We start from the raw sequence: 13,206 nt of genomic DNA on the forward strand, positions 1-13,206 counted from the left end.
TCGGTGCCTGCCCGGCACGCTCCAGCGCCATTCAAACACCGCGTCGCTGGGGAGCGGATGCCCAAACCAACCTGACTGAAATGTAATCACCCGCCCCGCTCGCCTGTGTCATCTTTTGCTTCACACCTGTACGGGGACTGCCCCGTGCACGTCGCGAATCGACGGATGGACTTTTATCGATGCAAACAAGAACTTCCCGGCGCACCTTCGTAAAGGGCCTGAGCGCTGGCGGCATCCTGGGTGGCCTGGGCCTGTGGCGCGCCCCCGCCTGGGCGGTGACCGGCCCAGGCCAGCCCACTGTATTGAGCGGCACCGATTTCGACCTGTTCATTGGCGAAAGCCCGGTCAATTTCACCGGTCATCCCCGTATCGCCCAGACCATCAACGGCGGCATTCCCGGCCCGCTGCTGCGCTGGCGCGAAGACGACACCGTGACCCTGCGGGTCCGCAACCGCTTGAAGGACACTACATCCATCCACTGGCACGGCATCCTCCTGCCGGCCAACATGGATGGCGTGCCAGGGCTGAGCTTCAAGGGCATCGAACCCGACGGCCAATACGTCTATCAATTCAAGGTCCGCCAGAACGGCACGTACTGGTACCACAGCCATTCCGGTTTCCAAGAGCAATCCGGAGTGTATGGCCCGCTGGTCATCGATGCCCGGGAACCCGAGCCCTTCCAGTACGAACGGGACTACGTGGTGATGCTCACCGACTGGACCGACGAAGACCCCGCCGACGTCATCCGCAAACTCAAGAAGCAGTCGGACTACTACAACTATAACAAACGCACCGTCGGCGACTTCATCGACGATGTCGCCAGCAAGGGCTGGGGCGCAGCCGTGGCCGATCGCAAGATGTGGGCCGAGATGAAAATGAATCCCACCGACCTGGCGGACGTCAGTGGCGCGACCTACACCTACCTGATGAACGGCCAGGCGCCGGACATGAACTGGACCGGCCTGTTCAAGCCCGGCGAGCGGATTCGCTTGCGCATCATCAACGGTTCGTCCATGACCTACTTTGACGTGCGCATCCCCGGCCTGAAAATGACGGTGGTCGCCTCCGACGGCCAATACGTCAATCCGGTGCCCGTCGACGAGTTCCGGATCGCCGTGGCCGAAACCTACGACGTCATCATCGAGCCGACCGAGCAGGCCTACACCCTGTTTGCCCAATCGATGGACCGCACCGGGTATGCCCGCGGCACCCTGGCGACCCGGGCCGGACTCTCGGCCCCGGTTCCACCGCTGGACCCGCGACCGCTGGTCACCATGGACGACATGGGCATGGGCGGCATGGATCATGGATCGATGCAGGGCATGGATCACGGTGCCATGCAGGGCATGGACGGCATGCAAGGCATGGATCATGGCGAAATGTCGACCATGGATCAGGGTGACATGCCCATGATGGACCACGGCAACATGCCGTCCCATCCGGCATCGGAGCAAGACAACCCACTGGTGGACATGCAAGTCATGAGCGTCAAGCCCAAGCTCGACGACCCGGGCATGGGCCTGCGCAACAACGGGCGCAAGGTGCTGACCTATGCGGACCTGCGCAGCACCTTCCCCGACCCGGACGGCCGCGAACCGGGTCGCACCATCGAATTGCACCTGACCGGACACATGGAAAAATTTGTCTGGTCATTCAACGGCGTGAAGTTCTCCGACGCCGAGCCGTTGCTGTTCAAGTACGGCGAACGGCTGCGCATCGTGCTGATCAACGACACCATGATGACTCACCCCATCCATCTGCACGGTATGTGGAGCGACCTGGAGGACGAAAACGGTCAGTTCATGGTGCGCAAGCACACCCTTGATGTGCCGCCCGGCTCCAGGCGTAGCTACCGGGTCACCGCCGATACCCTCGGCCGCTGGGCGTATCACTGTCACCTGCTCTTCCACATGGAAATGGGCATGTTCCGTGAAATCCGGGTACAGGAATGAGGAGCCGAACCATGACCCGCCACCTTCAATCTCCCCTCCTGTCGATGATGATCATGGCTGGCCTGGCACAAGGCATCGCCGCGCCCGCCTGGGCAGCCGGCAACGCTATGCCAGACATGGATCACAGTCAGATGCAGGGCATGGACCATGGTCAGATGCAAGGCATGGATTCGATGCAGTCGATGGAGCCATCCACGACCACTAGCCGCACACCGATTCCCGAACCGAGCACCGCCGACCGCGCGGCGGTCTATGAAGACCACGGCGGTCACCAGGTGCATGACAGCGCACTCAACTCGTTCTTTCTGATCAATCAGTTGGAATGGCAAGACGCCGATGAAGGCAGCGCCTTGAGTTGGGACGCCTCCGGCTGGATCGGTGGCGACATCGACCGGCTGTGGCTGCGCTCCGAAGGCGAACGCACCCATGGCAAGACCGAGGAAGCCGAACTCCAGGCCCTCTGGGGCCACGCCATCAACCCCTGGTGGGACGTGGTGGCCGGTATGCGCCAGGACTTCAAGCCGGACGAGCCGCAAACCTGGGCTGCCTTGGGCATCCAGGGCATGGCGCTGTACAACTTCGAAACCCAGGCCACGGCCTACCTCGGCGAGAATGGCCAGAGCGCCGTGCGCCTGGAAGGCGACTACGACATCCTGTTGACCAACCGCCTGATCCTGCAGCCCACCGCCGAAGCCAACTTTTATGGCCGGAACGATCCGGCCCGCGCGGTGGGTCCAGGGTTATCGAACACCGAGCTGGGGCTGCGGCTGCGTTATGAAATCCGTCGCGAATTCGCCCCTTACATCGGTGTCACCTGGAACCGTGTCTATGGCAACACCGCCGACTACGCCCGCGAGGAGGACGATGACCGTAGCGAGGCACGCCTGGTCCTGGGCGTGCGCATGTGGTTCTAACGGATTGCGCACCCGCCCATTCCCCAAAAACAAGAAAATCGTTGTAGGAGTCCTTGCATGTCATTGATCAAAAACGCTGTGATCACCGTCGCGTTATCCACCGGGCTGCTGAGCAGCGGCCTGACCCAGGCACACCCCAAGCTGCTGTCCTCCACCCCTGCCGAGGGTACGCAGGGACCGGCCCCGGCGAAGATCGAGCTGCATTTTTCCGAGAACCTGATGACCAAGTTCTCCGGCGCCAAGCTACTGATGACCGAGATGCCCGGCATGTCGGCCCATTCGCCCATGGCCATGCCGGCCAAGGTGTCGGGCAGCGAAGACCCCAAGACCATGGTCATCGTCCCGAATACCCCGCTCACACCGGGCACCTATCAGGTCCAATGGCGCGCGGTATCGTCCGATACTCACCCGATCACCGGCAACGTCACGTTCAAGGTGAAGTGAGTTGAGCGATTCGATCGACATAGATCTGATCAACATTGCTCTACGCCTGGTCCTGTATCTGGACCTGATGCTGTTGTTCGGCCTCGCGGCTTTCGGCCTTTATGCTCTGCGGGGCCAGGAACGAAAATCGGGGGAGGTATTGCCTTTCGCAAGGCTCCTGGCGAGCACGGCCATCGTCGGCGTGCTGCTGTCCATCGCCGGCATGCTGTGCATGGCTTGGGCCATGAGCGGCGTGACGGACTGGGCCGAGTTGCAGCCGCACGTTGAAATGATAGTGTTGGAGACTGACGTGGGTTCGAGCTGGAGCCTGCGGATCCTGGCATTGACACTGACCCTTGTCGCCGCGACGCAAAGCAAGCGCCGGCCAAGCGCCAGCCTGTGGCTGGGCACCCTGGCCGGGGGCGTGGCCCTTGCGACATTGGCATGGGCGGGACATGGCGCCATGGACGAAGGCGAACGACGGAACTGGCACTTCATCACCGATTTCTTGCACCTGTGGGCAGCGGGTGCCTGGGTCGGCGCCTTGGCAGCGTTTGTGCTGCTGCTTCGCCAGGCTGAACACCGATTGTCGGTGCTGTCTCGGACCCTGACCGGTTTTGAAAGCGCCGGGGCCGTGATCGTGTTGATCATCAGCGTGACCGGCGTGATGAATTACCTGTTCATCGTCGGCCCGAGCCTCGACGGGCTGTTCGACAGCACCTATGGTCAGTTGCTGATCCTTAAACTCGTCCTGTTCGGGGCCATGCTGGTGTTCGCCGCACTGAACCGTTTTCATCTGAGCCCGCGGCTGGAACAGGCCAGGCAAACCGGCGAACACAGTATCGCCGTGGCGGCCTTGCGACGCAGTATGGTGCTTGAGTTCACTGTAGCGGCGGTCATCCTGGCATTGGTGGCCTGGTTGGGTACGTTGAGCCCGGCCATGGAATAGCATCTGTGGGAGCGTATGCAAATGCTGCATACCCCCTGCATCCCATTGTGGGAGCGAGCCTGCTCGCGATAGCGGTGGGTCAGCTTGCGGCGATGTTGGCTTTACCGCCGCCATCGCGAGCAGGCTCGCTCCCACAGGGTCTGGCGGCGTCTGCAAATGCTGCTTACATCCAGATGCAATGTGGGAGCGAGCCTGCTCGCGATAGCGGTGGGGCGGCTTGCGGCGATGTTGGCTTCACTGCCGTCATCACAAGGTTGATGAGCATTTAATCTTTCAATATGCCTGCCCAGTTTTCAGTTTGCCCCTGCCCTTGCTTCCCGGCCTAAATGGCATTTTTATCGACCAAGGCTCTGTTATGGAAAACGTTCGAACTTCAAGCACCCACGCCGTCTGGCTGATGGTCAGTGTGGTGTTGGTGGCGCTGAACCTGCGACCTTCGATGGCAGCGGTCGGGCCATTGTTGTCAGCCATTCGCGGTGACGTGCCGTTGAGTTTCAGCACCGCCTCGCTGCTCATCATGCTGCCGGTCATGGCCATGGGGCTGGCGATGTTCCTGGGCATGCGCATTGCCCTGCGCATCGGTGAACACCGCACCATCGTGCTCTCGCTGTTGATCATCGGCATCGCCACGGCGTCGCGCCTGTATCTGGACAGCGCCGCCGAGTTGATTGTCAGCGCCGTGGTGGCCGGGGTCGGGATCGCGCTGATCCAGGCGGTGATGCCGGCCCTGATCAAATCGCGATTCAGCGACAACGTCTCGCTGTCCATGGGACTGTATGTCACCTCGATCATGGGCGGAGCGGCACTGGCGGCGTCATTTTCCCCCTTCGTCCTGACCCAGACCGGCAGTTGGCGTATCGGCCTGGCGATCTGGGCGATACTGGCGCTGGTTGCCCTGGGTTGCTGGTACGCCCAGCGTGCGGCCGTCACACCGCTGCCCGATGCGCCGAGCCGGAACAAGGAGTCGTTCTTCGCCAATGGCCGGGCCTGGTTGCTGGCGATTTTCTTCGGCCTCGGCACTGCGTCCTATACCTGTGTGTTGGCCTGGCTGGCGCCGTACTACGTGGAAAAAGGCTGGAGCGAGCAGCACGCGGGCCTGTTGCTGGGGTTCCTCACGGCGATGGAAGTGCTATCGGGTCTGGTCACCCCGGCAATCGCCAACCGCAGCCAGGACAAGCGCCTGGTGCTGGCCGTTCTGCTGGCCCTGATCATGACGGGTTTCTGCGGCCTGATCCTCAGCCCTGAACGCTTCAGCCTGCTGTGGCCCTGCCTGCTGGGGTTGGGCATCGGCGGCCTGTTCCCGATGAGCCTGATCGTTTCCCTCGACCACTTGGACAACCCGCGCCGGGCCGGTGGCCTGACAGCGTTCGTGCAGGGCATCGGCTACCTGATCGCCGGGCTTTCGCCGTTGATCGCCGGGATGATCCGCGATCAGTTGGGCAGCTTCGAATGGGCCTGGTGGTCGCTCACCGCGGTCATGGCGCTGATGATCCTGATGGTGTTGCGCTTCAATCCCAAGCAGTACGCGCGGCATATCAGTTGATGATCAACCCCGCTGGAAAGCCGCCGCAGGAGCTGTCTCGCGAAACGAGGCTGCGATCCTTGCACCGATAAGATCAAAAAATCGCAGCCTTTGGCAGCTCCTACAAATTCTGCGTACCAGCACCTGCCCCGTCACAACTCAAACGCCCGCTTGACTTCATCCACGCTCAACTCAGTCGCCTCACTCATGTCCAGCAACTGGGCAAGGGCCGGGGGAAACGACGTTTGTTCATCGACCCGAACAACTGCCGCCAGCCGCTACCGAGGCTGCATAAGAACTTCGAAACTTGTCTTTTACTACCTCAGTGGCCTATACCCACAATGGCGCTTTAGTTTCCGCGACACGTATTTGCATTTCGTCCCCCTCCGTCCTTGTGCAGGATGTCTTTAAAAGCGAGGCAAGCATATTTAAGAAAATCCTTACAAGCCATTTAGAAAATAAATTGCTTCCGCTAGTATACAAATCAACGTCTTTGTCATAAAAATCAGAGACGCTAGCCCATGGATAGCACCAAGAAGGACCTTATGCTCAATAGTAATTTGCTTAGAAAACTGGACATGCAGGACCTGATGGTGTTCGTCGCGGTGTACGAACAGAGCAGCGTCACCGAGGTCTCCGAGGCCCTCTGCGTCAGCCAGTCGACCGTGAGTTATTGCTTGAAGAAGCTGCGCAACAGCTTTGAAGATGAATTATTCATTAATACCCGCAGTGGCATGCGCCCCACCAACAAAGCCACTGCGATGCACAGTCATATCGCCAAGATTCTCCAGACTATTAATATCTGCCATTCAGGTATCCAGAGCTTCGACCCCACGCAGAAAGAAACAACATTCAACATTTGTGCTCCGGAATATTTTGAATTATTGATCTTACCCAAGTTGGTCAAGCATTTTATTGGCAGTCAATTCCCGGTCATCATCAATACAACCAAATTTCACAAAGATATTCCCGTTGATGAACTGACGGACGGCCGTTTTGATCTAGTGGTTTGTTTCGGCCCAAACTTTCATCGCAGTGCCAAAGGCTTGCGCTCGCAAGTATTACTGGAAGATGAACTGGTCTGCGTGGTCGATAGGAACGTCGACTTGCCGGACGAGGCCCTCAGCCTGGAAACATTCGTGGCATGCCAGCATGTGTTCCCGACCCCATGGACATCCGACACCAACATGATCGACGGTTGGCTGGCCCGACAGGGCTATAGCCGGAAGATCGTCGCCCGGGCCAACAGCTATGTGGCCGCGCTCAACATGGTGACCGGGACCGATTTCGTGCTGACCCTGCCCCGACGCATTCAGGCATTGACCTGTGATGAGGCCAGATTCAGCCATCGCAAGCCACCGGCCGGGTTACCGAACTTTACGCTGGATATGATGTGGAGTGAGAAACCGGGCCAGGACAACGCCAACGTCTGGTTTCGCGAACAGATCGTGAAGGTCTGCGCCGAGGACGGCTTGCTCTGAACCACCCGAGAGGTGGTTCCCGGGATTGCCTGCCCGGGATTTTCTACAGGCAAAAAAAAATCCGGAAATCCTCACTTTCGTGGGCCTTCCAGACTTTTAAAACAGCAAAAATGGTGGGTCGTGTGGGATTCGAACCTACGACCAATTGGTTAAAAGCCAACTGCTCTACCAACTGAGCTAACGACCCGCTGTGTGGTGGCGCGTATAATACTGATTTCTAAGGACTATTCAACACCTAATTTGAAATAAATCAAAAATAAGGGGTTGGGTCGCTCACGCCCGCCGCAGCGAAGCCTTCGGCACGCAGTCGGCAGCTATCGCATTTGCCACAAGCGCGGCCCTGATCATCAGCCTGGTAGCAGGAAACGGTCAGTCCATAGTTCACGCCGAGCTTCACACCGGCCCTGACAATATCGGCCTTGCTGAGATTCTGCAGCGGAGCCTGGATGCGGAAGCCTTGCCCTTCCACGCCGGCCTTGGTCGCCAGGTTGGCCATGCGCTCGAAGGCTTCGACGAACTCGGGACGGCAGTCCGGGTAACCGGAATAATCCACCGCATTGACGCCGATGAAAATGTCACGGGCTTCCAGCACCTCAGCCCAGCCCAGGGCCAAGGACAGGAATACCGTGTTACGCGCCGGCACGTAGGTTACCGGTATGCCTTCACTCGGAGCTTCGGGTACAGCGATGGTGCTGTCGGTCAGGGCCGAACCACCGATGCCATTGAGGTTCAGGCCAATCACCTTGTGCTCCACCACGCCCAGGTCCCGAGCCACCCGCTCGGCAGCGTGCAGCTCAGCGCGATGGCGCTGGCCGTAATCGAAACTCATGGTGTAGCAGCGATAACCTTCGGCACGGGCCATGGCCACGACCGTGGCCGAATCCAGGCCGCCGGACAACAGGATGACCGCTCGTTTTTCTGCAGTGTTCGTCTGTTCTGTCATGTCAGCGCCCCGGCTCGTCGTTCCAAAGATATTTGTGCAGCTGCAATTGCAGGCGCACCGGCAGGTTGTCCGCCACCACCCAGTCCGCCAGATCCCGCGCATTCAAGTCGTGATGACTTGGCGACACCAGGACCTCACCGGCTCGCTGGTCGAGCCCATACTGGATCAGCTTGGACACGGCCCAGTCGTAATCTTCCCGCGAACAGATAACGAACTTGACCTGATCGTTGGGCGTCAGCAGTTCGATGTTCTCGTAGCGGTTACGATGCGCTTCCTTGGAGCCTGGGGTTTTCAAGTCCACGACGCGACTGACGCGTGGATCGACGGCTGAGATATCCAGGGCGCCGCTGGTCTCCAGCGAAACCTCATAACCGGCATCACACAACTGCTTGAGCAAGGGAATGGCGTTGGGTTGTGCCAGTGGCTCGCCACCCGTAACGCAAACGTAGCGCGGCCGATAGCCGGCCACTTGCTCGAGGATGTCGTCGAGGGTTCGCAGGGTGCCACCGCTGAAGGCGTAGGCACTGTCGCAGTATTGGCAACGCAACGGGCAACCGGTGAGGCGCACAAATACCGTGGGCAGCCCGGCCGTTCGTGTTTCACCCTGCAACGAGTAAAAAACTTCGGTGATTCTCAATGTGTCTTGCATAGTCGCCACGGGCGTAACAGCTAAACAGGCCGTCCGCCTCCGTCAGGCACTTCAAGGAACCCCGCCATCGCGCAGGCCCCAAAAAGCGTGTTTCAGAAAAAGGGCGTGAATTCTAACGAAAAAACCCGCGACAGGCGCGGGTTTCTTCGTTACAGGACCAAACCGGCTTACATGCGCTGCAGATCGCGCTGGGCCAACTGGGCGGCAGAAGTCCCCGGATACTGGGAGACCACCTGCTGCAGGATGCCCTTGACCTTGTCGGTGTGACCAAGGCGGCGCTCCACGTCAGCCAGCTTGTACAGCGAATCCGGCACTTTGGCATGCTTGGGATACAGCTGGGAAACCTTGGCGAATGCCTGGCCGGCACCTTGCAGGTCGCCCTTGGCCAGGTTCACTTCACCCAACCAGTATTGGGCATTGCCCGAGTACTGGCTGTTTGGGTATTTGCGCAGGAAAGCGGCAAAGGCCTGGCTGGCCTTGTCGAAATCCTTGGCCTTGATCAAGTCGAAGGCAGCATCGTAATAGAGCTTTTCCTTCGCCGGATCAGCCGGTTCGCCACTGGCGGCAGGTGCCGGAGCGCTAGCCCCTGCACCCGCGCCTGCGGCAGTGCCAGGGGCGTTCAAGTCGCCACCGGCAGGAGAATTCTCAGAAGTCGCGGCAGGTGCAGCACCGCTTACTATGCGCCGATCAAGATCCTGGTAACGCTCCAGGTTTTCCTGCTTCATGCGCGATACTTCGTTTTGCAGAACTTCAATCGCGCCTTGTTGGCGTGAAAGCTGATCCTGCATTTGCTGCAGTTGGTTGAACAGCTGGCCCTGTGCCGAGACAGGGGCCGAAACCCCTCCCCCGGCATAGGCGCCGTTCGTACCGTAACCCGCAGGCGGATAACTGCTCCCGCTATTGTTATAGCCAGCATCGTTATCGACCACAGGAACCGCAGCCCACACCGCAAGCGGTGCGAGACTGAGAGCCAGAACAGTTACAGCACGACGGCACGTTCGCATGACGAATCAGTTCTTACGCAGTTCGACGCGACGGTTCTGAGCCCAGGACTGCTCGTCGTTACCGGTAGCAACTGGACGCTCTTCGCCGTAGGAAACCAGTTCCAGCTGAGCTGGGGAAACACCTTGCAGTACCAGGTAGCGTTGAACGGCTTTCGCACGACGCTCGCCCAGTGCCATGTTGTACTCACGAGTACCACGTTCGTCGGTGTTGCCTTCCAGAACAACGCGAGCGCCGTTTGCTTTCAGGTCTTTGGCGTGAACGTCCAGGGCGCGCATGGCTTCTGGCTTCAGGTCCGAGCTGTCGTATTCGAAGTAGAAGGTGGTGATTGCGCGCAGAGCAGCTTCTTCGCTCATGGAGCCGTCAACTGCACCGGTGTTAGCGCCGTAACCAGCGTTCGGATCAACAGCGCCTTCACCAGCGTTGTCGCCGCCTTTGGACGAGCAACCTACAGCTACAGCCATGGCCAGAGCCAGCGCAGCAAATTTACCAAACTTCAGCATTTCCATCGTGAAACTCCTAATGAACCCCAGTGTGTTAAGTAAAACGTATTGCGCCGCGTCAGTTCAGGTAAGGGGACCAGGACGGTTCTCTGACTTCGCCTTGAGCGGTAGGAAGCGGGAGCCTTACGCGTCCATTAATGGACACGAGCATCAAGACTCCCCGGCCCTGCTGGCGGGTGGCGTAGATTACCATGGTGCCGTTGGGCGCAACAGTAGGTGACTCGTCCAGAGTGCTATCAGTTAGGATTTTTACGCTGCCGCGCTGAATATCCTGGGCTGCCACCTTGAAATTGGTGAAACCGTCCTGGCGATGGATCATCACCAGGGTCTTCTCGTCCGCCGACAGTTTAGGGTTGGCGTTGTAGTTACCGACGAAGGTCACGCGCTCGGCACCGCCACCACTGGCACTGGTCTTGTAGATCTGCGGTTTGCCACCACGGTCGGAAGTGAAGTAGATGGTCGAGCCATCCTTGCCCCAGAACGGTTCGGTGTTGATGCCCGGGCCGTTGGTGACACGGGAGATCGAACGCGAGGCCAGGTTCATCACATAGATGTCCGGGTTACCGTCCTTGGACAGTACGAACGCCAGGCGGTTACCGTCCGGCGACCAGGCTGGCGCGCCGTTCAGGCCTTCGAAGTTGGTGATCTGTTCACGGCGACCGGTGTCGATGTGCTGCACGAAAATGCGCGGACGCTTCTGCTCGAACGACACATAGGCGATGCGCTTGCCATCGGGAGCGAAACGCGGCGACAGGATCGGCTCACGCGATTGCAGCAGGGTGACCGCGCGGGCGCCGTCGTAGTCGGAGCGCTGCAGGGTGTAGCGGGTGTTTTTCTCGGAGAAGCGTTCGGCCGTCACGTAGAGCATGCGGGTAGAGAATGCACCCTTGATGCCGGTGAGTTTCTCGAACGACTGGTCGGAGATGTAGTGCGCCATGTCACGCAGTTGGTCAGTGCTGCCCGACACGCTGCCGGTCAGCACCTGCTGTTCGGTGGCGACGTTGAACAGGGCGTATTGCACCTGCAGGCGGCCGCCAGCCGGAACGATGCTGCCGACCATGATGTACTGGGCGCCCAGGGCCTTCCAGTCACGGTAGATGACTTCGCTGGCCTGGGTGGGCAGGCTGATCATGTTCTGCTTCGGAATCGGCGCGTAGTAACCCGAGTTGCGCAGGTCGTTGCCGATGATTTCCGCCATATCGTCCGGCAGGACGCTACCGCCCTGCCAGCCGAACGGTACGACGGCGATCGGGGTGGCCCGGTCGCTGCCGCTGGTGACCAGAATGTTCTTTTCCTCTGCCACCGCTATCCCTGCCAGGCAGCAGATAACGACAAGCATTCCTCGAAGAAGGTTTCTCACAAGGCTAGATCCTCAGGTGTGAATGTCATCTTGAATGAACGATAGGGAGCGAAATCGCTCGACTTCATTCCTTGCATTTCCGTCAATCGTCCAATGTTCTTGACCGCTGCAACCGCCGAAGCATCGAAAGGTCCGTCGCCGCTGGACTTGGCCACGCTGACCGAGGCCACCGTACCGTCCGGCAACATGCCGATCTGCAATACTACCGTCATGCCTTGGCGCGCCGAAGGTGGACGAGCCCAACCCTCTGCCGCCCGGGCACGAATCAGATCATCGAAGCTACCGGCGACTTCATCGCCTTGCTCATCGGCCAAGGCCTGCTGGCGCTGCGGCGTGTCGGAAAGCAGGTCTGCCAAGGCCTGGGCCTTCTTCTCTTCGGCAGATTTGCGCGCTGCGTCCTGGGCCTTTTTCTTGGCGGCGTCGGCGGCGGCTTTCTTCTTCGCGTCTTCGGCGACTTTCTTTTTCGCCTCGTCAGCTTCAGCTTTCTTCTTGGCGTCTTCGGCCGCTTTCTTCTTGGCGTCCTCGACAATCTTCTTCTTGGCCTCTTCGGCGGCCGCTTTCTTGGCCTCTTCCTCAGCGGCTTTCTTGGCTTCCTCTTCGGCTTTCTTCTTGGCTATATCAGCCAATTGTTTCTCTTCTGCCTTCTTGGCCTCGGCTTTTTTCGCTTCATCGGCTTTCTTGGCCTCGTCAGCTTTTTTCGCCTCGTCGGCCTTCTTCGCTTCCTCGGCCTTTTGAGCAGCTTCCTCTTTCTTTTGTTCCGCTGCCTTTATCGCCTCCTGCTCGACCTTCTTCTGCTCCATCTGCTCGACTTCAGTCTGCCGCGCAGCGGACTTCTTCGCCTCGCCGGCCAGCTTCTGGTTGGTCTGCGTGGTGGCCTGGCTCTTGGACTTGAGCTGATAAAGGGTCGCCTGCACGATTGGCTTGGCCGGCGGCAGCTCCGGCGTCATGGCAAAACTGACGAACAACATGCCGAACACCAGCACGTGCAGGCCGATTGCCAGAACACTGGGCCAGAAGTAGCTTTCCGAGGCGGACGGCTCTCGCTGTTGCTGCATCAGGGGGCCTCGGTGATCAAGCCAACATTACCGACCCCGGCTTTCTGCAGACCACCCATCGCGCCCATCACGGCACCGTAGTCGACGGTCTTGTCACCGCGAATGAAGACCTGGGTGCGTTTGCCGTTCTGGTTGCCATTATTGATGATCTTGGTCACCGCATCGGTCATCTGGGGCAGGGTCATGGCCCGGTCCTGCTGCTTCTCGGTATCGACTTCGCTGCCAAGGTTCCAGTAGTAGGTCTTGTCAGCCTTGATCGAAATGGTCAGGACCTGGGTGTTGTTGTCCTGCGGCAAGGCTTCGCTGGAAACCTTGGGCAGATCCACCTTCACGCCCTGATTGAGCATCGGTGCGGTCACCATGAAGATGACCAGCAGCACCAGCATCACGTCGATGTAGGGCACCACGTTCATCTCGGCAACCGGCTTGCGCTTGTTTCGGGCTCGAGCGATT

General features: G+C 59.4%; 13 protein-coding genes and 1 tRNA gene. 6 read left to right on the forward strand and 8 right to left on the reverse strand.

The genetic code is table 11. From position 1 onward, the window contains the following. Positions 1-179: 179 nt before the first annotated feature. The 6 genes from LOY35_RS22090 to LOY35_RS22115 all read left to right on the forward strand — a co-directional run bounded on the left by LOY35_RS22090 (position 180) and on the right by LOY35_RS22115 (position 7,241). Positions 180-1,952 (forward strand): copper resistance system multicopper oxidase, encoded by a 1,773-nt coding sequence (locus tag LOY35_RS22090; protein ID WP_258627207.1) that lies wholly within the window; start codon positions 180-182, stop codon positions 1,950-1,952. An 11-nt stretch (positions 1,953-1,963) separates the two neighbouring features. Then, positions 1,964-2,866, forward strand: a complete 903-nt coding sequence (locus LOY35_RS22095) for a copper resistance protein B (protein WP_258627210.1) — start codon at positions 1,964-1,966, stop codon at positions 2,864-2,866. Positions 2,867-2,923: 57 nt separating this feature from the next. Beyond that, the gene (copC, locus tag LOY35_RS22100) at positions 2,924-3,310 is read left to right on the forward strand and encodes a copper homeostasis periplasmic binding protein CopC (RefSeq protein ID WP_258627215.1); all 387 of its coding nucleotides are present in this window, start codon (positions 2,924-2,926) and stop codon (positions 3,308-3,310) included. Between the two features lies 1 nt (position 3,311). Next, a complete protein-coding gene (gene copD / locus LOY35_RS22105) occupies positions 3,312-4,238 on the forward strand; it encodes a copper homeostasis membrane protein CopD (RefSeq protein ID WP_258627218.1) in 927 nt (308 codons plus the stop codon). Between the two features lie 355 nt (positions 4,239-4,593). Then, the gene (locus tag LOY35_RS22110) at positions 4,594-5,781 is read left to right on the forward strand and encodes a cyanate transporter (RefSeq protein ID WP_258627220.1); all 1,188 of its coding nucleotides are present in this window, start codon (positions 4,594-4,596) and stop codon (positions 5,779-5,781) included. Between the two features lie 524 nt (positions 5,782-6,305). Then, on the forward strand, positions 6,306-7,241 hold the full coding sequence (locus tag LOY35_RS22115) for a LysR family transcriptional regulator (protein ID WP_258633707.1): 936 nt from the start codon (positions 6,306-6,308) through the stop codon (positions 7,239-7,241). Between the two features lie 111 nt (positions 7,242-7,352). Here LOY35_RS22115 and LOY35_RS22120 read toward each other — a convergent pair. The 8 genes from LOY35_RS22120 to tolR form a co-directional block, all read right to left on the reverse strand. Beyond that, positions 7,353-7,428: transfer RNA gene (locus LOY35_RS22120), tRNA-Lys, on the reverse strand. Positions 7,429-7,491: 63 nt separating this feature from the next. After that, positions 7,492-8,184 carry a 7-cyano-7-deazaguanine synthase QueC gene (gene queC, locus LOY35_RS22125; protein WP_258627223.1) on the reverse strand — a complete coding sequence of 231 codons (693 nt, stop codon included), beginning with the start codon at positions 8,182-8,184 and terminating at the stop codon, positions 7,492-7,494. Position 8,185: 1 nt separating this feature from the next. Beyond that, positions 8,186-8,833: a 7-carboxy-7-deazaguanine synthase QueE gene (queE, locus tag LOY35_RS22130; RefSeq protein ID WP_258627225.1), complete on the reverse strand. Its 648-nt coding sequence runs from the start codon at positions 8,831-8,833 to the stop codon at positions 8,186-8,188. 167 nt (positions 8,834-9,000) lie between these two features. After that, on the reverse strand, positions 9,001-9,837 hold the full coding sequence (gene ybgF / locus LOY35_RS22135) for a tol-pal system protein YbgF (RefSeq protein ID WP_258627227.1): 837 nt from the start codon (positions 9,835-9,837) through the stop codon (positions 9,001-9,003). A 6-nt stretch (positions 9,838-9,843) separates the two neighbouring features. Beyond that, entirely contained in the window at positions 9,844-10,344 is a 501-nt protein-coding gene (gene pal / locus LOY35_RS22140) for a peptidoglycan-associated lipoprotein Pal (RefSeq protein WP_024779460.1), read from the reverse strand. Between the two features lie 52 nt (positions 10,345-10,396). Then, positions 10,397-11,698 (reverse strand): Tol-Pal system beta propeller repeat protein TolB, encoded by a 1,302-nt coding sequence (gene tolB / locus LOY35_RS22145; protein ID WP_408981165.1) that lies wholly within the window; start codon positions 11,696-11,698, stop codon positions 10,397-10,399. Beyond that, entirely contained in the window at positions 11,695-12,753 is a 1,059-nt protein-coding gene (gene tolA, locus LOY35_RS22150; protein ID WP_139645239.1) for a cell envelope integrity protein TolA, read from the reverse strand. Before tolA ends, tolB begins: the two co-directional genes overlap by 4 nt. Continuing rightward, complete coding sequence (tolR, locus tag LOY35_RS22155) at positions 12,753-13,205, reverse strand: protein TolR (RefSeq protein ID WP_172679583.1); 453 nt, start codon at positions 13,203-13,205, stop codon at positions 12,753-12,755. The genes tolA and tolR overlap by 1 nt, the downstream gene beginning before the upstream one ends. Between the last annotated feature and the right edge of the window lies 1 nt (position 13,206).

Source organism: Pseudomonas sp. B21-028 (assembly GCF_024749045.1).
Classification (GTDB): Bacteria; Pseudomonadota; Gammaproteobacteria; order Pseudomonadales; family Pseudomonadaceae; genus Aquipseudomonas.

Excerpts from the sequence above, each read along its gene's own strand:
- pal (WP_024779460.1), bottom strand. The coding sequence starts at position 10,344 with ATGGAAATGCTGAAGTTTGGTAAATTTGCTGCGCTGGCTCTGGCCATG.
- LOY35_RS22090 (WP_258627207.1), top strand. The coding sequence starts at position 180 with ATGCAAACAAGAACTTCCCGGCGCACCTTCGTAAAGGGCCTGAGCGCT.
- LOY35_RS22110 (WP_258627220.1), top strand. The coding sequence starts at position 4,594 with ATGGAAAACGTTCGAACTTCAAGCACCCACGCCGTCTGGCTGATGGTC.
- queE (WP_258627225.1), bottom strand. The coding sequence starts at position 8,833 with ATGCAAGACACATTGAGAATCACCGAAGTTTTTTACTCGTTGCAGGGT.
- copC (WP_258627215.1), top strand. The coding sequence starts at position 2,924 with ATGTCATTGATCAAAAACGCTGTGATCACCGTCGCGTTATCCACCGGG.
- queC (WP_258627223.1), bottom strand. The coding sequence starts at position 8,184 with ATGACAGAACAGACGAACACTGCAGAAAAACGAGCGGTCATCCTGTTG.
- ybgF (WP_258627227.1), bottom strand. The coding sequence starts at position 9,837 with ATGCGAACGTGCCGTCGTGCTGTAACTGTTCTGGCTCTCAGTCTCGCA.
- LOY35_RS22115 (WP_258633707.1), top strand. The coding sequence starts at position 6,306 with ATGCTCAATAGTAATTTGCTTAGAAAACTGGACATGCAGGACCTGATG.
- tolA (WP_139645239.1), bottom strand. The coding sequence starts at position 12,753 with ATGCAGCAACAGCGAGAGCCGTCCGCCTCGGAAAGCTACTTCTGGCCC.
- LOY35_RS22095 (WP_258627210.1), top strand. The coding sequence starts at position 1,964 with ATGACCCGCCACCTTCAATCTCCCCTCCTGTCGATGATGATCATGGCT.